This window comes from Agromyces intestinalis, assembly GCF_008365295.1.
In the GTDB taxonomy this organism is placed as follows: domain Bacteria; phylum Actinomycetota; class Actinomycetes; order Actinomycetales; family Microbacteriaceae; genus Agromyces; species Agromyces intestinalis.
Map to the genome: position 1 here is coordinate 507,346 of NZ_CP043505.1, position 23,313 is coordinate 530,658.

20 protein-coding genes are annotated in these 23,313 nt (G+C 72.6%); 5 read left to right on the plus strand and 15 right to left on the minus strand.

Going from position 1 to position 23,313, the window contains the following annotated elements; genetic code table 11:
• Positions 1 to 103: 103 nt before the first annotated feature.
• From FLP10_RS02465 to FLP10_RS02475, 3 genes are all read right to left on the minus strand, one after another.
• Entirely contained in the window at positions 104 to 766 is a 663-nt protein-coding gene (locus FLP10_RS02465) for a response regulator (RefSeq protein WP_149159426.1), read from the minus strand.
• Positions 763 to 1,935, minus strand: coding sequence for a sensor histidine kinase (locus FLP10_RS02470; RefSeq protein WP_149159427.1), 1,173 nt, complete (start codon positions 1,933 to 1,935; stop codon positions 763 to 765). Before FLP10_RS02470 ends, FLP10_RS02465 begins: the two co-directional genes overlap by 4 nt.
• Positions 1,936 to 2,038: 103 nt before the next feature.
• Positions 2,039 to 3,355, minus strand: coding sequence for a M50 family metallopeptidase (locus FLP10_RS02475; protein ID WP_149162043.1), 1,317 nt, complete (start codon positions 3,353 to 3,355; stop codon positions 2,039 to 2,041).
• Positions 3,356 to 3,441: 86 nt separating this feature from the next.
• Between FLP10_RS02475 and FLP10_RS02480 the strand changes: the two genes are divergently transcribed.
• Entirely contained in the window at positions 3,442 to 4,218 is a 777-nt protein-coding gene (locus FLP10_RS02480) for an ABC transporter ATP-binding protein (RefSeq protein WP_149159428.1), read from the plus strand.
• Here FLP10_RS02480 and dxr read toward each other — a convergent pair.
• Positions 4,136 to 5,230: a 1-deoxy-D-xylulose-5-phosphate reductoisomerase gene (gene dxr, locus FLP10_RS02485; RefSeq protein ID WP_149159429.1), complete on the minus strand. Its 1,095-nt coding sequence runs from the start codon at positions 5,228 to 5,230 to the stop codon at positions 4,136 to 4,138. The genes FLP10_RS02480 and dxr overlap by 83 nt on opposite strands.
• A 27-nt stretch (positions 5,231 to 5,257) precedes the next feature.
• Complete coding sequence (locus FLP10_RS02490) at positions 5,258 to 5,890, minus strand: 4'-phosphopantetheinyl transferase family protein (RefSeq protein WP_149159430.1); 633 nt, start codon at positions 5,888 to 5,890, stop codon at positions 5,258 to 5,260.
• A 67-nt stretch (positions 5,891 to 5,957) separates the two neighbouring features.
• Here FLP10_RS02490 and FLP10_RS02495 point away from each other — a divergent pair, with 67 nt between their 5' ends.
• Complete coding sequence (locus FLP10_RS02495; RefSeq protein WP_149159431.1) at positions 5,958 to 6,719, plus strand: lysophospholipid acyltransferase family protein; 762 nt, start codon at positions 5,958 to 5,960, stop codon at positions 6,717 to 6,719.
• Positions 6,720 to 6,876: 157 nt separating this feature from the next.
• Positions 6,877 to 7,806 carry a hypothetical protein gene (locus FLP10_RS02500; protein ID WP_210418464.1) on the plus strand — a complete coding sequence of 310 codons (930 nt, stop codon included), beginning with the start codon at positions 6,877 to 6,879 and terminating at the stop codon, positions 7,804 to 7,806.
• Between the two features lie 12 nt (positions 7,807 to 7,818).
• Here FLP10_RS02500 and FLP10_RS02505 read toward each other — a convergent pair whose 3' ends face one another.
• Positions 7,819 to 8,301: an OsmC family protein gene (locus FLP10_RS02505; RefSeq protein ID WP_149159432.1), complete on the minus strand. Its 483-nt coding sequence runs from the start codon at positions 8,299 to 8,301 to the stop codon at positions 7,819 to 7,821.
• 63 nt (positions 8,302 to 8,364) lie between these two features.
• On the opposite strand from FLP10_RS02505, the gene gabT reads away from it, so the two are divergent.
• Both gabT and FLP10_RS02515 read left to right on the plus strand, forming a co-directional pair.
• The gene (gabT, locus tag FLP10_RS02510) at positions 8,365 to 9,738 is read left to right on the plus strand and encodes a 4-aminobutyrate--2-oxoglutarate transaminase (protein ID WP_149159433.1); all 1,374 of its coding nucleotides are present in this window, start codon (positions 8,365 to 8,367) and stop codon (positions 9,736 to 9,738) included.
• A 2-nt stretch (positions 9,739 to 9,740) separates the two neighbouring features.
• Positions 9,741 to 10,730, plus strand: coding sequence for an asparaginase (locus FLP10_RS02515; RefSeq protein WP_149159434.1), 990 nt, complete (start codon positions 9,741 to 9,743; stop codon positions 10,728 to 10,730).
• Between the two features lie 13 nt (positions 10,731 to 10,743).
• Here the strand turns inward: FLP10_RS02515 and FLP10_RS02520 are convergent, their stop codons facing one another.
• The 9 genes from FLP10_RS02520 to FLP10_RS02560 form a co-directional block, all read right to left on the minus strand.
• On the minus strand, positions 10,744 to 11,526 hold the full coding sequence (locus FLP10_RS02520; protein WP_149162044.1) for an ABC transporter permease: 783 nt from the start codon (positions 11,524 to 11,526) through the stop codon (positions 10,744 to 10,746).
• A gap of 140 nt (positions 11,527 to 11,666) precedes the next feature.
• Positions 11,667 to 12,578: an ABC transporter permease gene (locus FLP10_RS02525; protein ID WP_149159435.1), complete on the minus strand. Its 912-nt coding sequence runs from the start codon at positions 12,576 to 12,578 to the stop codon at positions 11,667 to 11,669.
• Positions 12,578 to 13,777, minus strand: coding sequence for an ABC transporter ATP-binding protein (locus FLP10_RS02530; RefSeq protein ID WP_149159436.1), 1,200 nt, complete (start codon positions 13,775 to 13,777; stop codon positions 12,578 to 12,580). Before FLP10_RS02530 ends, FLP10_RS02525 begins: the two co-directional genes overlap by 1 nt.
• A gap of 9 nt (positions 13,778 to 13,786) precedes the next feature.
• The gene (locus FLP10_RS02535; protein WP_149162045.1) at positions 13,787 to 14,971 is read right to left on the minus strand and encodes an ABC transporter substrate-binding protein; all 1,185 of its coding nucleotides are present in this window, start codon (positions 14,969 to 14,971) and stop codon (positions 13,787 to 13,789) included.
• 140 nt (positions 14,972 to 15,111) lie between these two features.
• Positions 15,112 to 18,129, minus strand: coding sequence for an FtsK/SpoIIIE domain-containing protein (locus FLP10_RS02540; RefSeq protein ID WP_149159437.1), 3,018 nt, complete (start codon positions 18,127 to 18,129; stop codon positions 15,112 to 15,114).
• Positions 18,130 to 18,223: 94 nt separating this feature from the next.
• Entirely contained in the window at positions 18,224 to 18,763 is a 540-nt protein-coding gene (locus FLP10_RS02545; protein ID WP_149159438.1) for a zinc-ribbon domain-containing protein, read from the minus strand.
• Positions 18,760 to 21,039 (minus strand): transglutaminase TgpA family protein, encoded by a 2,280-nt coding sequence (locus tag FLP10_RS02550; RefSeq protein ID WP_149159439.1) that lies wholly within the window; start codon positions 21,037 to 21,039, stop codon positions 18,760 to 18,762. Before FLP10_RS02550 ends, FLP10_RS02545 begins: the two co-directional genes overlap by 4 nt.
• Positions 21,036 to 22,337: a DUF58 domain-containing protein gene (locus FLP10_RS02555; RefSeq protein ID WP_149159440.1), complete on the minus strand. Its 1,302-nt coding sequence runs from the start codon at positions 22,335 to 22,337 to the stop codon at positions 21,036 to 21,038. The genes FLP10_RS02550 and FLP10_RS02555 overlap by 4 nt, the downstream gene beginning before the upstream one ends.
• The gene (locus tag FLP10_RS02560; protein WP_149159441.1) at positions 22,334 to 23,305 is read right to left on the minus strand and encodes an AAA family ATPase; all 972 of its coding nucleotides are present in this window, start codon (positions 23,303 to 23,305) and stop codon (positions 22,334 to 22,336) included. Before FLP10_RS02560 ends, FLP10_RS02555 begins: the two co-directional genes overlap by 4 nt.
• Positions 23,306 to 23,313 lie beyond the last annotated feature (8 nt).

Genomic DNA, 23,313 nt, shown 5'->3' on the forward strand with positions numbered 1-23,313 from the left:
CACGATCGGGCCGTCGCGAACGAGTCAAGCGATCGGATGCCCCGAGCGGATCCGCCCGGGGAAGACACTTCGGATGCTCCGGGGGGAGCAGGCGCCTCGGTCGCTACTGCCACCCCGGCGCGACGAGGCCCGTCTCGTACGCCGTCACGACGAGGTGCACGCGGTCGCGCGCGCCGAGCTTCTGCATGATGCGCGACACGTGGGTCTTCGCGGTCAGCGGACTCAGCACGAGCCGGGTCGCGATCTCGTCGTTCGTGAGTCCGAACCCCACCAGCTGCAGCACCTCGCGTTCGCGCTCAGTGAGCGGGTCGAGCACGCTCGGATCGGCGTGGTCGCGCAGCCCGACGGCCATGCGGTCGAGCAGCAGCTTCGTCGCTCCGGGCGAGAGCAGGGCCTCCCCCGCGGCGGCCACGCGCACCGCCCGGACGAGATCCTCGGGCTCGGTGTCCTTCACGAGGAACCCGCTCGCGCCGGCGCGAACCGCGCGGGCGACGTACTCGTCGAGCTCGAACGTGGTCACCACGACGACCCGCACATCGGCGAGCGACGGGTCGGCGGCGATGCGCTCGGTCGCCCACAGCCCGTCGCCGTCGGGCATGCGGATGTCCATGAGCACGACATCGACGGATGCTCCGCGCAGCCGTTCGAGCAGTTCGGTTCCGGTCGCCGCCTCGACGACCACCTCGATATCGGGCTCGGCATCGAGCAGGGCACGGAATCCCGCCCGCACGAGGTGCTGGTCGTCGGCCAGCGCGACGCGGATCACGTCGCGCTCCACGGCAGCCGGGCGACGAGCCTCGTGCCGCCGCCGTCGCGGGCGGCCACCTCGACGGCGCCGCCGATGAGCGCGGCGCGCTCGCGCATGCCGAGGATGCCCGCACCCGGGGCATCCGTCGCATCCGCGATGCCGCGCCCGTCGTCCTCGACGGTCAGCACCAGCTCGCCGCCGTCGCGCTCGACCCGCACCGTGGCGCGGGTCGCGCCCGCGTGCCGCACGACGTTCGTGAGGGCCTCCTGCGCGATGCGGTAGGCGGCGAACTGCACGGCCCTGGCCGGCCGTTGCGCGGGAACGGAGTCGAGCCGGTCGTCGAGCGTGATCTCGAGGCCCGGCGAACGCACGCCGGCGACGAGCCGCGGCAGTTGGTCGAGCTCGGCCTGCGGTGCCAGCGGTGCCTCGCCGTCGCGGATCACGCCGAGCACGGTACGCACCTCGTCGAGCGCCGACTTCGATGTCTCCTTGACGGTCGCGAGCGCGGTGCGCGCCTGCTCGGGGTCGCGGTCGAAGAGGTGCAGTCCGACGCTCGCCTGCACGTGGATCTGCGACAGCGCGTGCCCGATCACGTCGTGCAGCTCGCGCGCGATGCGAATGCGCTCGCGCTCCTCGGCGCTCTGCCGTCGCTGCAACTGCTCGGCGCGGAACGCTGCAGCCCGCGCGCGACGCACGCGTACGAACCATCCGATCGCGAAGCACACGGCGAGCGCGGCGCTGGCCGCGGCGATGCGGAAGGGATGCCACGACAGCCCGCTCATCGTGCCGAGAACGACGGCCGCGATCCAGCCGACGCCCGCGGACACCGCGGTCCACACGACCGCGCCGCGGGCGACCCCGAGAATGATCGCGAAGCCGAGCGCGACGTACGGCGGGCCGAGGTCCGGGGTGAGCATCAGGTCGGCGAGCGCGAGCGCCGTGACCACGGCGACGGTCGGCCCGGGCAGGCGACGCGAGGCGAGCAGGGCGAGCGGGCCGGCGACCGCGAGCGCGATCTGCAGCGCTGCGGCGCCGAGAGCCTCGCCCCGCCAGACGGCGATGCCGACGGCGGCCGGCACCTGCACCAGCAGCGCCACGACGACCGGCACCCATACGACGACCGCGGTCGGCGGGCGGAACCCCCGCGGCCCCCGCGGCATCCACTCGGTCGACTCGGGTGCCGGCATCCCACGATGGTAGCCGCGCCCGCGCGGGCCCGCGTCGGCTCGTCGGAGTCCGCTCGAGTACTCCCCAGGGAGCATGCGCGTGGGGGTCGGCATCAGATCCGCATCAGAACAGCGTGACCGGCTTCACGATGTCGGCGTAGATCAGCAGCGCGCTCATCGCGCCGAGCACGACGACCACCGCGAGGGTGACGGGCATCATCTTCGCGAGGTCGACGGGGCCGGGGTCGGGTCGGCGGGTGAGCTTCGCGAACCCGCGGCGAATCGCCTCCCAGAGGGCACCGGCGATGTGCCCGCCGTCGAGCGGCAGCAGCGGGATGAGGTTGAACACGAACAGCGCGATGTTGAGCGCCGCGAGGATGCCCACCAGGCCGGCCGCCTTGTCGGCGATCTCGAGCTGGTCGGCGGCGGCGACCTCGCCGGCCACGCGGCCCGCACCCACGATGCTCATGGGGCCGTTCGGGTCGCGCTCGCCCGGGCCGAACGCCGCGTTGGCGATGTCGATCAGGCGCTGCGGCAGGTTGATGATCACCCCGGCGACGCCGGCGGTCTGCTCGCCGACGGCCGGCAGCACCGCCGTGATCGGCTGCTGCACGCGCTGCACCGACGAGGTGATGCCCACGAACCCGGCCTGCACGGTCTGCGGGTCGCCCGAGGCATCCGTGATGATCTGGCCGCGATCATCGAGCGCGTACCGCTCACTGAGCATCGGCGTGACCTCGAGCGTGCGTTCGGCGCCGTCGCGCTCCACCACGACCGCGAGCGATTCGCCCGGGTGATCGCGGATGATCGCGGTCGATTGCTCCCACGTGGTGACGGGTTGGCCCTCGATCGAGACGATGCGGTCGCCGGGGCGGATGCCCGCCGCGGCACCGGGCGCCGCGGGATCACCCGGCTCGCAGGTCTGGCGCTCGCTCGTGGCCGGCAGTGCGCACTCGGACACCGCATCGACCGTGGTCGTGGTGCTGGGGATGCCGATGCCCATGAGCAGCACACCGAACAGCAGGATGCCGAGCACCAGGTTCATGAGCGGGCCGCCGAGCATCACGATGATGCGCTTCCACACCGGCAGCCGGTAGAAGGCGCGGTGCTCGTCGCCCGCGGTGATCGTCTCGGCGCTCGAGCTGCGCGCGTCCTGCACGAGTCCTCGGAAGAACCCGGTCGAGTCCTCCCTCGCCTGCTCGCCCTTCGCGGGTGGGAACATGCCGATCATCGAGATGTAGCCGCCGAGCGGGATGGCCTTCACGCCGTACTCGGTCTCGCCCCTGCGCTTCGACCACACCGTCGGGCCGAACCCGATCATGTACTGGGTGACCTTGACGCCGAAGCGCTTGGCCGGAACCAGGTGCCCGATCTCGTGCAGCGCGATGGACACGGCGATGCCGAGAGCGACGATCACGACGCCGAGCACGAACCAGAGCACGGATTCCACGTCGGGAAGCGTACTGCCGTTCGCTTTGAATCGCCTGTCGGTCGGCTGACCGCGGGCGCATCTGCCAGTCTGGGCGCGTGGCGATCATCGAAGTGCTCGGCCCCCGCAAGTCGTACGGTACGACCGTGGCTGTCGACGGCATCGACCTCGACGTCGCCGAGGGCGAGATCCTCGGGGTGCTGGGGCCGAACGGGTCGGGCAAGACGACGACGGTCGAGTGCATCGCGGGCTTGCGCCGGCCCGATGCCGGCACGGTGCGGGTCGCCGGCGTCGATCCCGCCGTCGACCGTGAACGCATCACCCGACTCGTGGGAGTGCAGCTTCAGCAGGCCGGACTCCAGCCCAAGCTCACCGTGCGCGAGGCGGTCGCGTTGTACGCGTCGTTCTTCGACCGGCCGCTCGACGGCGTGGCGCTCGCCGAGCGCCTGGGGCTCGCGCCGAAGCTCGGCGCGCGTTACGCCGACCTGTCAGGAGGGCAGCAGCAGCGGCTCGCCGTCGCGCTCGCACTGGTCGGCAGACCCCGCATCGCGCTCCTCGACGAGCTGAGCACCGGCCTCGACCCCCGCTCGCGGCGAGCGGTGTGGGAGGTGATCGAACAGGCTCGCGACGACGGCGCGACCATCGTGCTCGTCACCCACAACACGGAGGAGGCCCGAAGGCTCTGCGACCGCGTCGCCGTGATCGACCGCGGCCGCATCACCGCGCTGGACACGCCCGAGGGCGTCATCAGCCGCACGGGTGAGCGCCGCCGGTCGGTGGCCCCGGGTCCGGCTAGGGTCGGGCGGATGCCTCGATGCGCGCGTTCGCCGCACGACGCGCGGAGGCCTCCGCCTCGGCGAGCGAGTCGACCGTGAGAGTGTCCGAGCCCGCCTCGTGCGCCTCGACGACCGCGCGGACGATGTCGAGGATCGCGGTGAATCCGATCCGTCCGGCGTGGAATGCCGCGACGGCCTCCTCGTTCGCGGCGTTGAACACGGCCGGGTATTCGCCGCCCGCGCGCCCGACCTGCTTCGCGAGGGCGACCGCGGGGAACGCGACCTCGTCGAGCGGCTCGAAGGTCCACGACTGCGCGGTCGTCCAGTCGAGCGGGCGGCCGACACCGGCCACCCGATGCGGCCAGTCGAGCCCGAGCGAGATCGGCAGGCGCATATCGGGCGGCGAGGCCTGGGCGATGGTCGACCCGTCGACGAACTCGACCATCGAGTGCACGATCGACTGCGGATGCACGACCACGTCGATGCGGTCGTACGGCACCCCGAACAGCAGGTGCGCCTCGATCACCTCGAGGCCTTTGTTCACGAGCGTCGCCGAGTTCGTGGTGACCACGAGCCCCATGTCCCAGGTGGGGTGCGCGAGCGCCTCGGCGGGTGTCACACCGTCGAGGTCGTCGCGGCGACGCCCGCGGAACGGCCCGCCCGAGGCGGTCAGCACGAGCCGGCGCACCTCGGCGTCGGTACCCGACCGCAGCGCCTGCGCGAGCGCGGAGTGCTCGGAGTCGACCGGCACGATCTGCCCGGGTGCGGCCAGGCGGGTGACGAGGTCGCCGCCGACGATGAGCGACTCCTTGTTCGCGAGCGCGAGGGTGGTGCCGCGCTCGAGCGTCGCGAGCGTCGGCCCGAGGCCGACCGACCCGGTGATGCCGTTCAGCACGACGTCGGCGTCGACATCACGGACGAGCTGCTCGGCCTCGTCGACGCCGACCGCGACGTCGTCGACGTCGAACTCGGCGGCTTGCGCATCGAGCGTGGCGCGGTCGCTGCCGACCGCGAGCCCGACCACCTCGAACCGGCGGGGGTTCGCGCGGATGACCTCCAGCGCCTGGGTGCCGATGGAACCGGATGAGCCGAGAACGATGACGCGCTGCACGCCTCCACTGTATGGCCGGCCGACCGTTCAGGGCAGCACGGCGAGCGCCGCCACGGCGCCCGCACCGGGCACGACGAGGTCGTGGATGCGCACCTCGCCCCAGATCGCGCCGACCTCGGCGACGGGCCGTGCGATGCGCCCCGGTGCGCCGTCGGCCGTCGGGGCCGAGAGCGCGAGCGCCGACGGCTCGAGCAGCGCCGAGTGCCCGAGCGCGCGCAGCAGTGCCGACTTGCGCGCCCACAGCACCGCGCGTACCGACTCCCTGGCACCGGGTGGCGTCGAATCGATCGCATCGAGCTCGGAACGGTGGAACGCGGCATCCTCGACCGCGCCGCCGACCTCGCCGGGAGCGAAGCCGATGCCGATCCGCACGCCGAGCGCGCTCGCGGCGACGAGCAGCGACCCGTGGGCCGCGGCGTCGCCGCGCCAGGGTACGCCGCCCGGCCCCGGCGGGTACTCGACCGCGGGGGCGCCGTGTCGGGAGCCGCACTCATCGCAGGCCCAGTCGAGTTCGATGTCGTCGGCCCGGATCCCCGAGCGGGCCGCGATCACGGCGGCGAGCGCCGCCTCGGCGGACGGGCGGCGACGCCCGGTGAACATCGCCGCCGTCACAAGCCCGTCCTCGAGGATGACGAGTTCGGCGTCGTCGAGCAGCCCCATATCGTCATCCTCCCCCATCCCGGCGAATATGCCGTCGAATGCATGCCCCGCGACGTAGCGTCGATCCGTGAGCGAGATCGAAGAGGACGCCGTTCCCGTCGCGCCGAAGCGTCCCGGCGCGCTCTACCATGGCGTCCGGCTCGTGCTGCGCCCGATCGTGCTGCTGCTGTACCGCCCGCGCATCGAGGGCACCAAGCTGGTGCCGAAGGATGGGCCGGTGATCTTCGCCTCGAACCACCTCTCGTTCGTCGACAGCATCGTGATCCCGTTGACCGCACCACGGCCCGTGCAGTTCCTCGCGAAGTCGCACTACTTCACCGGCCGAGGGCTGAAGGGCTGGATCTCGCGGACCTTCTTCCGCTCGATCGGCGCGGTCAGCGTCGAACGCGGCGCCGGCAGCCAGGCCCAGGAGGCGCTCGACCAAGGTCGGCGGATCCTCGAGTCGGGCAGCGCCTTCGCGCTGTACCCCGAGGGCACCCGATCGCTCGACGGCCGGCTCTACCGCGGCCGCACCGGGGTCGCGTGGCTGGCGCTCACGACCGGTGCCCGCGTCGTGCCGGTGGGGTTGATCGGCACCCAGGAGATCCAACCGGTCGGCGCGAAGCTGCCGCGCATCCGGCCGGTGACGGTGCGGTTCGGCGAACCGCTCGACCTCTCCGCGCACGGCTCGGCCGAGTCGGGGCGCGCCCGCCGCGCGGCGACCGACGAGATCATGGCCGCGATCCACGCACTCAGCGGACAGGAGCTCGCGGGCCGCTACAACGAGTCCCCGCCCGAAGGGGCGATCGCGAAGCTCGTCGACCGCGTCGTCCCCCGCGAACGCCTCTGACCCCGACGAAGCCTTTTTCAGGATGCGCGGCCGTTTTCGCGCGTTTCTCAGGAGGAAGTGCGGCGTGTCGCGGCCCCGGGCGCCGAAACGCCTGAAAAGCGCATCGGGACGGGGAACTCCCAGCGCTGCCCCGCGTCGAACCGATAGGGTCGCGGCGATGAGGTCCTCCAAGGTCGCCCGCCTCGCCACGGCGCTCGCCGCGGCATCCGCCCTGATGCTCGGGCTCGCCGCCTGCACGACGCCGCCTGCCGCCGACCCGCCCGCGCCCGACGGGGCCGCGACCGCGAGCGCCGAGCCGTCGACCGAGGAGTTCGACCCCGCGCTCATCGTCAGCGACGACGCGTTCTTCGACAGCACCGCGATGAGCGAGGCCGACATCCAGCGGTTCCTCGAGCAGACCGCATGCCGGCCCGACGCCGGCGTGGTGTGCCTCGCGCACTACCGCGAGACCACGACCGACCAGCCCGATGAGGGGCCCGGCCACTGCGACGCGTACCGCGGCGCGGCGCACGAGCGCGCCAGCCGCATCCTGCACCGGGTCGCCGGCGCGTGCGGCATCAGCCCACGCGCGCTCATCGTGCTGCTGCAGAAGGAGCAGTCGCTGCTCACCCGGCCGAGCGCGTACGGCTACGAGCGCGCGACCGGCTACGGATGCCCCGACACGGCCGACTGCGAGCAGAAGTACTTCGGGTTCTTCAACCAGGTGTACAACGCCGCGTGGCAGTTCCGGCAGTACACGGAGCATCCCGATCGCGCCTACCGCATCGGCGTCGTCGACGTCGCGTTCCATCCCGACGAGGCCTGCGGGGCGCATCCGGTCGACATCCGCAACCAGGCGACGGCCAACCTCTACAACTACACGCCGTACCAGCCGAACGCCGCCGCCGTGCTCGACCCCGAGAGCGGCGACGGCTGCTCGTCGTGGGGAAACCTGAACTTCTGGCGCCTGTGGTGGCGCTGGTTCGGCGACCCGACCGCCGAGCGCTTCCCCGGCTTCCTGCCGGCCTGCTCGCGGCTCGTCGGCGGGCATCCGTGCCCGCCGGTCGCGACCATCCCGGCCGCGCCGCCCGTCGTGCCCGAGTCGTGAGGCGCGCGCGTCTCAGCCGCCGAGCACCGCGACGGTCGGCTCGTGCCGCACCGGGAACGCCACCGACGCGGCGATGAAGCACTTCTCGGATGCCTCGCGATGCAGCTCCTGCGCCAGGTCGGCCATCTCGGGCGACGCGACCACCACGCGGGGACGCAGGACCGCCTCGACGATCGAGCCGCCGCCGCGCCCGTCGAGCCGCAGCGTGGCGATCGGCGCATCCGTGTAGCCGCGGACGATCACTCCATGGTTCGCCGCGACGTGCAGGTAGCTCAGCAGGTGGCAGTCGGCGACGGCCGCAAGCAGCAGCTCCTCGGGGTTCCAGCGGTCGCGATCGCCGTGGAAGGCGCGGTCGCTGGAGCCCGCGAGCTCATGCACCTTGCCCTCGGCACGCACCACGTGCTGCCGCCCGTACGCTCGGTAGCCCGACGTCCCGGTGCCGCGATCACCGGTCCATTCGAGCGCGATCTCGAAGCCGTGCTCACCCAGTGCCATGTCCGCTCCTCCGGTCGGGGTTCCCCGTTCGATTCTGCCCTGCGCGGCTAAGCTGGCTGCACCATGACTGACTCCATCGACACCGAGGTTCCCGCCGCCCCCGTCCGCGCCGTGACGCAGGAGCGCAAGATCGTGACCGCGGTGCCCGGTCCGAAGTCGCAGGAGCTCCACCGACGTCGACAGGCCGTCGTCTCGGACGGCGTGTCGAGCGCGCTGCCCGTCTACATCGCGCACGCCAACGGCGCGGTGCTCGTCGATATCGACGGCAACCAGTTCGTCGACTTCGGCGCCGGCATCGGGGTCACGACCGTGGGCCACACCGAGGCATCCGTGGTCGCTGCGGCCGCCTCGCAGTTGCAGGACGTCACCCACACCCTCTTCACGATCACCCCCTACGAGCAGTACGTGCGGGTGGCCGAACTGCTCGCCCAGCACACGCCCGGCGCCTGGGCGAAGAAGTCGGTGCTCGTCAACTCGGGCGCCGAGGCGGTCGAGAACGGCGTGAAGATCGCGCGCAAGTTCACCGGCCGACGCGCGGTCGCCGTGCTCGACCACGCCTACCACGGCCGCACCAACCTCACGATGGCCATGAACTACAAGGCCATGCCGTACGCGACCGGCTTCGGTCCGTTCGCCGGAGACGTCTACCACGCCCCGAACTCCTACCCCTACCGAGACGGATTGAACGGCGAGGACGCCGCGGCCCGCACCATCGCCTACCTCGAGAAGGTCATCGGCGCGAGCGACCTGGCGTGCCTCGTCGTCGAGCCGATCCAGGGCGAGGGCGGATTCATGGTGCCCGCCGACGGGTACCTGCCGATCCTGCAGCGCTGGTGCACCGAGCACGGTGTCGTAATGATCGCCGACGAGATCCAGTCGGGCATGGCCCGCACCGGCCGTTGGTTCGCGAGCGAGCACTTCGGCTGGGAGCCCGACCTGGTGCTCTCGGCCAAGGGCATCGCGGGCGGGTTGCCGCTGGCCGCGGTCACCGGTCGCGCCGAGATCATGGATGCCTCTCAGCCCGGCGGCCTCGGCGGCACCTTCGGCGGCAACCCGGTGGCGTGCGCCGCGGCGGTCGCCGTGTTCGAGACCATCGAGCAGAACGGGCTGCTCGCCGAGGCCGAGCGCATCGAGCGAACTTTGAAGGCCGGCCTCGAGCGGTTGCGGGCCCGCTACGACGTGATCGGTGAGATCCGCGGGCTGGGCGCGATGGTCGCGATCGAGCTCGTGCAGCCCGGCACCGGCGCCACCACGAAGCGCCCGAACTCCGAGGCCGTGTCGCAGATCGTCGCGTACGCCGCGCAGCACGGGATCCTGTTCCTCAACGCCGGAACCTGGGGCAACGTCCTGCGATTCCTGCCGAGTCTCGCGATGAGCGATGCGCTCATCGACGACGCCCTCACCGTGCTCGACGACGCGTTCGCCGCGCTCGGCTGATCGTGGCCGGCACCTTCTCGTCCTCCGACGCCGTCGAGCTCGCCGTGGTCGTGCGCAGTGGTTTCACCGAGTCCCGTCACGCCGGCTCGGCCGTCGTGCTCTCCCCCGAGGGCGAGGTGGTGCGCGAGCTCGGCGACATCCGCTCGCCCATCCTGCCGCGCTCGTGCCTGAAGCCGTTCCAGGCGATCGCCGCGATGACGTCTGGCGTCACGCTGCGCGGCGAGGACGCGGCGATCGCGACCGCGAGCCACTCGGGCACCGCCGCGCACGTCGCCCTCGTGAAGGGCCTGCTCGCACGCGCCGAGCTGCTGCCCCCGGTGCTCGGCTGCCCGCCGGCCCTGCCGGGCGATCGCGCCGCCCGCGAGCAGGTGGTGCGGGCAGGCGGCGGGCCCGAGCGCGTGACCATGGAGTGCTCGGGCAAGCACGCCGCGATGCTGCTCGCGTGCGCGGCGAACGAGTGGCCGCTCGAGAGCTACCTCGACCCCGGTCACCCGATGCAGCGCAAAGTGCTCGACGTGCTCGAACGGCTGAGCGGCGAACGCCCATCGGCGGTCGCCGTCGACGGGTGCGGCACGCCGGTCTTCGCGATCAGCCTCGCGGGTCTGGCCCGAGGCATCCAGAAGATCACCACCGCGCAGTCGACCTCGCCGTTCGCGCTGTTCCGCGAGGCCGCCGCGCTCACCGCCGCGGTGCGCGACCATGCGTGGGCGGCCGGCGGGCCCGGCCAGCCCGACACGGTCGCGATCGAGCGGCTCGGCGTCTTCGCCAAGCGCGGCGCCGAGGGCGTCATGGTCATGACCGCGCCGAACGGCACCACGACGGCGGTCAAGGTGCTCGACGGCAGCCAGCGGGCCTCGACGATCGTCGCCCTGCGGTTGCTCGCCGACGCCGGTGCACTCGAACACGACGCCGTCGACGCCGTGCAGGCCGAGCTCGACCTGTGGGTCATGGGCGGCGACCGACCCGTCGGCGAGATCCGCGCGACGGTCTAGCGCGCGGGCGCGCTCACCCCTGCTTGGCGAGCCGCTTCGCCCGCGCCGCGCGCGACACCTGCGCCGCGATCACGAGGACGATCGCGAACAGGAACACCGCCGAGGCGATGACGTTCGCCTCGGCCGGGATGCCGCGCGACGCCGAGATGTACACGTACTTCGGGAAGGTCGTGACCGATCCCGAGTTGAAGTTCGTGATGATGAAGTCGTCGAAGCTGAGCGCGAACGACAGCAACGCGGCAGCGAGGATGCCCGGAAGCAGCAGCGGGAACGTCACCCGCCAGAACACCTGGTTGGGAGACCCGTAGAGGTCGCGCCCGGCCTCTTCGAGCGCCGGATCGAGGCTCGCGACGCGGGCCTTCACCGTGACGACGACGAAGCTGATGCAGAACATGATGTGCGCGAGGATGATCGTCAACATGTCCTTCGGCACGCCGACGGCGAGGAACTGGGCCGCGAGGCCCGCACCGAGCACGACCTCGGGGGTGGCCATCGGCAGGAACAGCAGCAGGCTCGTCGCGCTGCGCGCGCGGAACCGGTAGCGCACGAGGGCGATGGCGATCATCGTGCCCAGCGCGGTCGCGACGACCGTCGAGACCACGCCGATCACGATGCTGTTGCCGAACGCCTCGCAGACCGCCCCGCCCTCGACGTTGCAGACGTTCAGCCACTTGTCGAAGGTGAAGCCGCGCCACGAGATGTTCGACTTCAGCGAGTCGTTGAACGAGAACACGAACGTGTACGCGATCGGAATGAGCAGGAACACGAACGCGATGACCGTATAGGCCGGCAGCAGCCAGTCGCCGAGGCCGAGACGCCGGCCGCGCTCCCGGGTGACGCGGCCCGGGCGGCCGTCGGCGCCACCCCCACCGCGTCCCTCGAGCTGCTCCTGCTCGGCGAGGCCGCCGAGCACGGCGCCGGCCTGTGCTTCACCGCTCACAGCAGGTCCTCCGTTCCGCTCCGCTTCACGTACACGCCCACGAGCACGAGGATCACGGCCATCAGGATGATCGACAGCGCCGCCGCCGCCGGATAGTTCAGCAGCACGAGGAAGTTCGCCTCGATGACGTTGCCCATCATCTGCGTGTCGGGCCCGCCGAGGAAGTCGCGGCTCGCATTGATGTAATCGCCCGCCGAGGGGATGAACGTGAGGAGCGTCCCCGCGACGATGCCCGGCATCGACAGCGGGATGGTGACCTTGCGGAACACCGTGAACGGATTGGCGTACAGGTCGCTGCCCGCCTCGAGGTACCGCGTGTCGAGCCGCTCGAGTGCGGTGTACAGCGGCAGCGTCATGAACGGGATGAAGTTGTAGGTGAGGCCGAAGATCACCGCGAACGGCGTGCCCGCGAAGTGCGCGTCGGGTGCGAGCAGGGACAGCGCCTTCAGCGAGGTGATGATGAACGACTCGTCGGAGAGGATCTGCTTCCACGCGAGCGTGCGCAGCAGGAAGCTGATGAAGAACGGGGCGATCACGAGCACCAGCATCAGGCTCTGCAGCAGTGGCCACGGTCGCGCCTTCACGCCGATGAAGTACGCCAGCGGGTAGCTGAACAGCAGGGCGAACACGGTCGCCGCGAGCGCGTACCCGAACGAGCGCAGGATGTGCGGCCAGTACGCCTCGATCACCGTGACGTAGTTCTGCCAGTTGAACGCGAACTCGTACACGCCGATGTCGCCGAACTCGCTCGGCTGCTGCAGCGAGGTGAGCAGCAGCGATACCAGTGGCGTCAGGAAGAACAGCAGTAGGTAGGCGATGCCGGGCAGCAGCAGGAACAGTGCGATGGGGCTGCGCCGGCGCGGAGCCTGCGGCTGCGCTTCGGCGGTCGCGAAGGCGGCGAAGGCCATCAGGCCTCCTCGAGCTCCGTGGTGAGCGCGTCGCGCTGCTGGGCCGCGATCGCCGAGGTCGACGCATCCGCGGGGAACCGGGGCTGCGCGGATGCCTCGTCGGCGAGTCCGAACCCGTGCTCGATGCGCCAGCTCAGCCACGCCTCGGCGCCGACCGCGACGGCCGGACCGTGCCCGACGTTCTGGGCGAACACGAGCAGGGTGCCGGCGCCGGGTACGTCGACGAGGTACTGGGTGCTCACGCCCGAGAACGACACGTCGATGACCCGCCCCGGCCCGAGCACGTTGCGATCGGGCGCCTCGGGAGGCGCGGTCTCGTGCAGCGCGACCTTCTCGGGGCGCACTCCGACGGTCACGGTGCCCTGGTGCCGCTGGGCCCTGGCGGTGGGGATGCGGACGGGGGTGCCGGCGACGTCGACCGCGATCGTGTCGGGCGTGGTCGCGGCGACCGGGCCCGTGAAGAGGTTCGACTGGCCGAGGAAGTTCGCGACGAACGCGGTGCGCGGCAGGTCGTAGAGCTCGTCGGGGGCGCCCATCTGCTCGATCGCGCCCTGGTTCATGACCGCGACGGTGTCGGCCATGGTCATGGCCTCTTCCTGGTCGTGGGTCACGTGCAGGAAGGTGAGGCCCACCTCTTCCTGGATCGACTTGAGCTCGAGCTGCATCTGACGGCGCAGCTTCAGGTCGAGGGCGCCCAGCGGCTCGTCGAGCAGCAGCAGCGCGGGCCGATTCACGATCGCGCGGGCGAGCGCGACCCGCTGCTGCTGGCCGCCCGAGAGCTGCTGCGGGCGCCGCTGCGCGAGGTGATCGAGCTCGACGAGCTTCAGCGCCTCGTGCGCGCGGCCGACGGGGTCGGAGATGCGCCGGCGCTTCAGCCCGAACGCGACGTTCTCGATGATCGTCATGTGCGGGAAGAGCGCGTAGCTCTGGAACACCGTGTTCACCGGGCGCTGGTGCGCCTTGGTGGCGGTCACGTCGGTGCCGCCGATCAGGATGCGCCCGCGAGTCGGCTCCTCGAGGCCGGCGACGAGCCGCAGGGTCGTGGTCTTGCCGCAGCCCGACGGGCCGAGCAGTGCGAAGAACGAGCCGGCGGGAATGGTGAGGTCGAGCTCCTCGATCGCCGTGAACCCCGGGAACCGCTTCTGGATGCCGACCAGTTGCAGGTCGGCCCCGCGTTCGGCGAATTCGCGTACCGCCATCGTCACCCCTTATGCGCCGAGCAGGATCGACTGGAACTCGGCTTGGTAGCGCTGCTCTTCGGGACCGGTGAGGGTGCGGAAGATGTGCGCCTGCGACAGCGTCTCGTCATTCGGGAAGATGAGCTGGTTCTCGGCGAGTTCGGGATCGATGGCCTCGGCCGCCTCCCTGGCTCCGACCACCGGGGTGATGTAGTTCACCCACGCGGCGACCTCGGCGGCGACGTCGGGCTGGTAGTAGAAGTCGATGAGCCTCTCAGCGTTTGTCTTGCGCGGCGAGCCGATCGGCACGAGGAAGTTGTCGTTCCAGAGCGTGCCGCCCGCGGACGGCAGCGCGAACTGCCACTTGTCGCCGGCCTCGGCGTTGATGACCGTGATGTCGCCCGACCAGCAGATCGCCGCGAGGGTGTCGCCGCTCTTCAGGTCTTCGAGGTACGAGTTGCCCTTGATGTTGCGCACCTGACCCTTCTCGACCTGCTCGCGCAGCACGTCGATGGCGGCGGTGTACTCGGCGTCCCCCCACTCGCCGGCGATGTCGACGCCGTTCTGCAGCATCAACAGCCCCATGGTGTCGCGCATCTCGCTGAGCACACCGACGCGGCCCTTGAGCTCGGGGTTCCAGAGGTCGTCGACCGATTCGAGGCCGCCGGGGATCGCCTCGGTGTTCCAGCAGATGCCGGCGAACCCGCCCTGCCATGGCACGGAGTGCACGCGGCCGGGGTCGAAGTCGGGGTCGCGCAGCGCCGGCTCGAGGTTGCTGAGGTTCGGGATGTTCGCGTGGTCGAGCTCCTGCGTGTAGCCGAGACGGATCCAGCGACTCACCATCCAGTCGGTGAGGCAGACGAGGTCTGCGCCGATGTCCTGGCCGAGCTGCAGTTGGTCTTTCACCTTGCCGTAGAAGGTGTTGTTGTCGTCGACGGCGACGTCGTACGTCACCGAGATGCCGGTCTCCTGCTCGAACCGCTGCAGGGTCGGGTAGTTGCCGTCGTCGTCCTCGTCGATGTAGGCCGCCCAGTTCGCCCACGTCAGCGTGGGGTCGGTTTCGGACTTGTCGGTCGCGGCGGTCGGCTTGGCCTGGCCCCCGCCGGTGGAGCAGGCCGCAAGGGCGAGGGCGGACATCCCGGCGCCGGCGCCCGCGAGCAGGCCGCGCCGCGTGAGCTGGGCCCGCCGGGCCTGCAGCACGAGCGATCTGATCATCGGATCCTGGGGAAGGGGGCGAGACGTCACGGTGTCTCCTCTCGGGCACAGGGCACGTGCAGTGGGTGGGAAGATATTGCCACACCGGCGGCCGCGAAGCACGGGTTCATGCCCGATTCGTTACCTTTTGCGGATTCCCCCTACGGAATCCGCATCTGGTGGGGCGAGTTCTCCACTGTTTCCGTCGCGTGCGGCGCCGAGGTCGCATCGATGGGTTCGGCGGATGTCGGGGGCCACCGACGGCGGATCGGCGCCTCGCCCGGGCGCAGCAGCCAGCACTGCGCCGGGCGCTCGTCGAGCAGCGGCGGCAGGCCGCGGTCTCGGGCGAGTGCGCGGTATTCGAGCGGGCCGCCGCGCACGACGAGCACCGCGGTGTCGCGCATCGCGGCCGCGAGCGACCAGGCGCCGGCCCACGATTCCGCGTCCGCCGCCAGCACGATCGGCCGGCCCGGCACGTCGATGGCGGCGAGCGCCGCCTCGGCCGCCCGCGCCCCGTCGGGTCGGGCGTCGAACATCAGTGGCGGGCTTCCCACCAGCGCGGCCACGACCGGCGCGTCCGAGCGCGGTGACGGACTGACCACCGCCACCGAACGCGAGTCCGCGGCGCGGAGGTCGGCCGCACCGAGTTCGGGCACCCGGGCGGGAGGTGCGGCCTCGTCGATCCGCCCGACCTCCGCGACCTGCACGCGCAGCCCTCGCCACAGCCCCGCGCCGACCGGATCGGCGTCGTTCCAGAGCTCCCCCGCCCCGCCCGCCTGCACGAGGTCGGCTCGGGTGGCGTGCCGCAACCGCAGCACCTGCCCGAACCCGTCGAACGCGAACCGACCCGCGCTGTTCGCACTGCGAGCCGACGCGGCGACGACGAGCCCGGCCGATCGACCCTCGCGAGTGAGCGAGTCGATCAGCTCGGCCGCCTCGAGCCGGTAGGGCTCGGGCCAGCCTCGGAACCGCAGGTCGAGGTCGTCGATCAGCAGCAGTCGGTCGCCGCTCCGACCCGTGCGCACCGCCTCGAGCTCACCGCGCAGCGCGTCCCATTGCCGGCTGCGCGGGCCGTCGAGCACGACGAGCCCAGCCCGGGGGCGGGAGCGCTGCCACGCCCGGGCGACCGCGGCGAGCGCGCCCGTGCGGCCCGAGCCGGGGGCGCCGACGACGAGCAGGTTGCCGTCGCGTTCGGGATTCCACGCCGCCGCCACGCGTCGCTGGCGGTCGGGGTCGTCGGCGAGGCCGAACACCACGGCGTCGGTGGGCTCACGGAGCGCGATGAGCGCGACGAGGTCGGGATGCTCCGGCGCCAGCCGGTGGGGCAACGGTTCCAGCCAGGGCCGGCGCGCCGGTGCGGCGTCGGCGCGCCGCAGGCGCAGGCCGTCGAGCGCCCCGGCGTCGGCGAACGCCGATTGGAACACCGTCGGGCGCCCGTCGCCGCGCACCAGCACGGCTCGCCCGGGCGTACCGGCGGGCAGTCCGGCGGCGTGATCGCTGCCGATCACCGCGACGCTGTCGCTTCGGGCGAGCACCCGCAACGCGATCCGCAGCTGGCAGTTCGCGGTGATCGCATCGCGCACCACGCCGTTGGGGCGCTGGGCCGCGAGCACCAGGTGCACGCCGAGCGAGCGCCCGCGAGCCGCGAGGTCGGCGATCACCTCGCCGAGCGCGGGGAACCGCTCGATCATCGCCGGGAACTCGTCGACCACGACGACGAGCCGGGGCAGCGTCGTGCCCGCGTCGAGCGCCGCCAGGTCGCGCGCGCCGGCCGCGGCGAGCACCTGCTCGCGGTGGCGGAGTTCGGCGCGCAGGCTGGCGACGGCGCGGCGGGCCTCGGCCTCGTCGAGGTCGGTGACGATGCCCGTCACGTGCGGCAGCCCCTCGAGCGGAGCGAACGCCGCGCCGCCCTTGAAGTCGACGAGGAGGAACGCCACCGCCTCGGGCGGATAGGCGGCCGCGAGCGCGGCGACCCATGCGAGCAGGAACTCGCTCTTGCCGCTGCCCGTCGTGCCCGCCACCAGCGCGTGCGGTCCGTCGGCGACGAGGTCGAGCTCGACCCGACCCTCGACGCCCTGCCCGACCACCGCGCGCAGTCGTGCCCGGCCGTCGACCTCTCCGGCGGGCTGGGGCAGCGTGCTCCACGGCACCGATCGGGGTGGTTCGACGGGGGTCGCGGCGCCCGCGGCGGCGCGTGCTGTCGCGATCGCCCACTCGGCCGCCTCGCGCTCGCTCACGAGCTCGGGGGTGACCGGCCGACGATCGACGAGTCCGCCGTATCGCACCAGCACCGCAGCGGTCGGCGATTCGAGCCGCAGCACCGTGGCCAGCCCGGGCGGCAGGTCGGCCTCGCTCGGCGCGACCGCGATGCATCCGCCCTCGGCGCGCCCATCGGGCCTCGTCGAACCGCCGTCGACCAGCGCGAGGCGCCGCGCCCCGGTGCGATGCGGCAGCCTCATCGCCCACGACCACGCCTCGCGCGGCAGATCGATCGCCAGCGCGTCGGGTGCGGCACGGTGCGCCGCCTGCACCAGCGCGGCGCGCGCCGCCGCCCGCGCGAGCGCGGGCGGCCCGACGAATCCGATGCCGTCGGCGACGGCCGCCGCAAGCGGAAGGCCCTCGCACACCGCCGCCCGTGCGAGGGCGGCCCGGTCGTCGTCGTCGCGCGGCGTTCCGTCGAGCCGCAGGGAGCTTTCGCCGCTCGCACGGCCGAGCACCGCGCGGCCGGCGTCGGGATGCCGCCAGTCGGAGCCGGGCGGTGCGGCCAGCGCGGCTCGCGCCGAGCCGGAGCGGCGCCACGCCTCGGCCCGCTCGGCGTCGTGCCGGAGCCGGACGCGTTCGTCGAGTTCGGCGAACGCGGCGGAGCGCTCGACCGCGCCGCGTCGTCGACGGCGACGCTGCTGCCGCCGCCCGTCGAGGAGCGAGGCGACCGCGGCGACGGGGCCCAGTGCGGCGAAGACCAGCGCGAACGGGGAGCCCGTGATCACCCACAGCACGACGGCGCCCGCGATCGGCGTGAGCGTGGCGAGCACCGGGAAGCCCGGGCGTTCGGGATCGGGCAGCGGGGCGGGCAGCGAGAGCGGCACCATCGCGTCGACCGGCATGGCGACGGTCGACGCGAGCGCGCGTGCGACGGGCGTCGCGGCGTCCGCGAGGTGCTGGGCTCGACGACGTGGCATCCGGCCAGCCAACCTGCCGCGCCGGGCGGTGCCGACCCCGCCGACCGCGACTGTGGATGCACGCGCCCCGCACCGCGGTGTGCAGGAGGAGTGCCTACCCCACCACGAACGACTGCTCGGCCAGTTGCACGAGCGCACCTCGGGGCACCAGGTACCGACGCCCCGGCTCGCAGCGCACCGCGCCGTCGTGCCCGCGCCGGAGGATCGTGCCGTTGCCCGAGAACCGGTCGGCCACCCACAGCTCGCCGTCGTGCTGGCCGAACTCGAGATGGGTCTTCGACACCGACAGCGTGCGGTCGGCGATCTGCACGAGATGGTCGAACACCTCGCCCGGCTGCGGCAGCGGGTTGCGGCCGACGAGTCCGGTGCCGAACACCGTGCGCACCTCGCCGGTGGAGAACCGCAAGGTGAACGTCGCGCCCGGCGTCGCGGCAGGAGCGATCGCCGGCTCGGGCGCCGCCGAGGGCACCGACACGCTCACCACGCCCGACGGCGACCGGTGCAGGATCGTGGTGTCGCCCGGGCGCGGATCGACGCGGCGACGCGACTCGGGTGTCGCGCTCGAGGAGCTGCCGCACTCGCCGCAGAACATCGCTCCGGCGGGTAGTTCCGCACCGCAGATCCGACATTTCACGCGCGGCCTCCTCTCCGCGGGACAGCGTACCCGCCGAGCGAACGCAGTGAGACCCGCGCACGCAGCCGCTCACCGCGGGCACGGTCGCGTTCCAGCCCCGCGCGCAACCGGTCGACCGCCGACCAGACCTCGGTCGCCTGCGCGTCGGCGACCTCGCCACTCGGCGCGAACACCGCTCGGTCGACGGCGGAGGCGAGGGCGAGCGGCAGCAGGCCGCCGACCGACGCGGCCTGCTCAGCGCGCGTGCCGCCGGGTGGGAGCAGGTAGCCGTGGTCGACCGCGGTATCGGCGAACTCCTCCCATGCCCCCTCGATACGGCTGACCGCATCGGCGGCCGATCGACGGATGCGCCGCCGGCGCGCCTTGGCGATGAGCACTGCCGCGAACGGGCTGACGACCAGCCCTCCGGCGAGCATCACGATGCCGGTGCCGGCGGCGACGCGCGCGGCGAGTGCCGGCCAGGGGTCGACGCCGGGGTCGTCTTCGTCCGCGGCGCCCTCGGGGTCGACCTCGAGGTCTTCGACGGGCGTGCGGCGTTCGGGCGGCGGCAGCACCGATTGCGGACGCGACACGATCGTCGGGTCCTCGGGACTGCGCTCGGGCACGTCTCGGGCGTCGGGATTCGGGTCGACCTGACGCCACGCGCCGTCGGAGGTCTGCACCTCGATCCAGGCCCGCAGGTCGGCGGAGACGAAGGTCGTCGTGCCCGAGGCATCCGGTGCGCCCGAGGCATCCGACGCCAGATAGCCGACCACGACTCGCGTCGGGAAGCCGATCTCGCGCGCGAGCAGCGCCGCGAGCACGGCGTACTGTTCACCGTCACCGACCATGGGCCGCTCCGAGACCAGCTCCTCGAGGCGGTCGAGCGAGTGCCCGGGCCGGCTCGCCGGCTCGTCGGGCAGGCCGTGGCTGACGTACCCGTCGCGCCGGATACCCGCGACGACCGCCGCGAGCCGTTCCCCCGCGGTGAGGGTCGACGGAGCCCACTCGTCGAGCCTGCGGCGCAGTTCGTCGGGCAGGTCGGGCCCGGACGCGACCACCGCGGTGCCGGGCTGGAACCCCGACAGCCCCGAGAGCGGCTCGGTCGCGATCGAGTCCGCGGTGTACCGGTCGCCCTCGCTCAGACCCCCGATGACCGCTGCGGTGCCGGTCGTGTCGTTGTACGCGAAGCGCTCCGCGAGCGCGGCCGCTCGAGGCCCGCCGAAGTCGATGCGCTCCAGCCGCCCCACGCCCGGCACCCACACGTCGTCGAAATCGCGCACGACGACCTCGAGCCGAAGCGGGTCGCCCGGCGCGCCCGACTGGTCGAGCCGGTACGGCAGTCGGGCGAACCGGCCGGATGCCCCGCTGGCGCCGGCTCCCACCGAGTACACGATCCCGTCGTAGCTGTCGAGCGAAGCGAGGCGCAGCCCCCAGCCGTCGGGCAGGCCGCGCACGTCGAGCATCGGCCGATCGGCGACGGCGGGCGCGAACGCGGTGCGGAACGGCGCCAGGGGGCTCAGCAGGTCGCGCGGATCGAACACGGGCTGCAGGTCGGCGCGGATCACCTGCCGCGGCCCCGCGGGCACCGCGGCCGCCGCGAGCCCGGCGCCGGTCACCGCCACCGCTCCGATCGCGACCGCTCCGAGCACCCGTCGCGCATCGACGATGGCCGCCACCGACCGGCGGTCGACGCCCAACGCGCGTCGGCGTGCGATCGACAGCCGCACCAGCCATGCGCCGGCGAAGAGCAGGAACGCGACGCCGGTCTCGAACGCAGCCCCACCACGCACGGCGCCGAGGGCGATGCCGACGACGAGCAGGCCCGCCGGAGGCAGCACCGCGGCCCCGGGGAACCTCGACCGCAGTGCGATCGTGGCCGCCGCCGTCGAAGCGACCAGGGCCAGCAGGAACGGCGGCACCAGCAGCGACTGGTAGGAGCCGACGGGAATCGCCACCGTGACCAGCTGCTTCCACGACGCCCAGGTCGCGACCACGAGTTCGACCAACCCCTGCGGGCTCGGCAGCACGGTCGCGACCGCGAGGTCGGGGATGGCGGCCGGCACGCCCAGCACCAGGAACGCCCCCGTGACCGACACCACCACGAGCCAGGCCGGCCAGCGCCGCAGCGCACCTGCGACCCCGATCGCGAACCCCGCACCCGCGGCGACAGCGACGGCGATCATGAGGGCAGGGCTCTCGTACACCGGCCACCACGGCACCGTCGCTGCGGCGACCATGCCGGTCAGCAGCAGCACCCCCACCGCGATCGACCGCGCGCCCTGCCGGGTGTTCATGCCGCCGCCGATCTGGCGAGCATCACGCGCAGGTCGTCGAGACTGGCTGCCCGGAACACGGTGAGCGCGCCCACCTGGCGCGCCGACGGCGAACCGCTCGGCGCGCACAGCACAGCAATCGACTCGATGCCCGACGGCAGCCTGGCCGCAGCCTGACGCACCCGCCCGACGCCGTGCGCGGAGCCGGTGGCGAGGATCGCGAGCGACAGGCCGTCGAGCCCCTCCCCGGCCGCGCGCGCCACGTCGGGCAGGCGCACGGCACGATCGTCGGCCTCGACGAGGCAGAGGGCGTCGAGCAGGCGATCGCGCGACACCGTGGGCAGCTCGTGGAAGGCGCTTTCGCCCGCGCGACCGGGGACCACGAAGGCCACCGTGCGTGCGTCTCGGATGGCGCGCACCCCGACCGACCCTGCGACGCTCACCGCGAGCTCGAACTCGGCGTCGTCTCGGTACGCCGACCGATCGAGGTCGAGCACCACCAGCAGCCGGCTGCGCCGGGTCTCCTCGAACTGGCGCACCATGAACGTGCCGGTCTTGGCCGAGCTGCGCCAGTGGATGTGCCGGCGGTCGTCGCCCGGAAGGTACTCGCGCAACGCGTGGAACGCGATGTCGCTCGCGGTGAGGTCGCGGGTCGGCGCCCCCTCGAGGTCGCGGATCAGGCCGCTGCCCAGCGCCTCGACCGGGGCGATCCTCGGGTGCACGTGCAGCACCTCGGGTTCGCTCCAGACGATCTCGCGGCGCACGATGCCGAGCGGGTCGGCGCGCACCGTGCGCACCGGTCCGACCGCGACCACGCCGCGCCGCTCGGTCGGAATCGGGAACGACTCGTCGAACCGGCCGCCGCGGCTGAGCGCCGGCAGCACGCGTTCGATGATCCGCCCGCCGACCGGCACCTCGACGAGCAACCCGATCAGCCGGCGGCCGGCGGGGTTCTCCGCGAGGAGCCGGGCCGAGGCCGCCTCGCCGACCGCAACACGCGGCGTCGACAGCTCGAGCCGGATCGACGCCGCACCACGCCCGATCAGCCACAGCGAGGCCACTGCCGCGGTCACCGCGAGCCCCCAGCCGATCACGACCGGCTCGAGCCATCCGAACGCGTACCCGACCGCGAGCGACACCGCCGCCGACGCCGCCACCGCCCAACCCACCGGAGTGACCACGCCGAGCATCCACCGGCCGCCGCGCACCGTGGCGGCCGCCAGCCTGCGCGCCGATCCGACCACCGCCGCGATGGCCGCGGCGAGCACGCCCTCGCGGGTTCGATCCCGCGGGCCGGTCGTGGTCGGAGTCGGGCTCACACGGCCTGCCTCGTCGAGGGCGGCGGCGTCTCGATGAGCACCTGGCCGACGACGTTCGACGCCGTCACGCCGTCGAACTCGGCCTCGGGGTCGAGGATCAGCCGATGCGCGAGCACTGGCTCGGCGAGCGCCTTGACGTCGTCGGGCACCACGTAGTGCCGGCCCCGCGAGGCGGCGTGCGTCTTCGCGGCGCGGATCAGCGCCAGGGCTCCGCGTACGCTCACGCCGAGTCGCACCTCGCGCGCGGCGCGGGTGCCCTCGACGAGTCGCGACACGTAGTCGTGGATGGTCGGATCGACGAACACGGTGCGCGCCGCGGCCGCCATTGCGACCACGTGGTCGGCGTCGAGCTGCGGTTCGACGACGTGCGCGTGCGCGCGCTGGTCGGCGCCCTCGAGGATGCGGATGGTGGACGCGTGGTCGGGGTAGCCGATCGACGAGCGCATCAGGAAGCGGTCGAGCTGGGCCTCGGGCAGCCGGTAGGTGCCGGCCTGCTCGATCGGGTTCTGCGTCGCGATCACCATGAACGGATGCCCCACCGTGTGCGTCTGGCCGTCGACGGTGATCTGCCCCTCCTCCATCACCTCGAGCAGGGCTGATTGAGTCTTGGGGCTCGCCCGGTTGATCTCGTCGGCGAGCACGATGTTCGCGAACACCGGGCCCGGGTGGAAGTCGAACCGACCGCTGCGCTGGTCGTAGACCGTGACGCCCGTGATATCGCCCGGCAGCAGGTCGGGCGTGAACTGCACGCGATTGCTCGTGCCCGCCACGGACTGGGCCATGGCCCGCGCGAGCGAGGTCTTGCCGGTGCCCGGCACGTCCTCGAGCAGCAGATGCCCTTCGCTCAGCAGCGCGATGAACGAGAGCCGCACGATGCGGTTCTTGCCGAGCAGCACCTCTTCGACTGCGCCCACCAGTCGATCGAGGTCGGCGGCGAACTCCGCCGCCTCGTCGGGGGTCATCGTCATCGATCGAC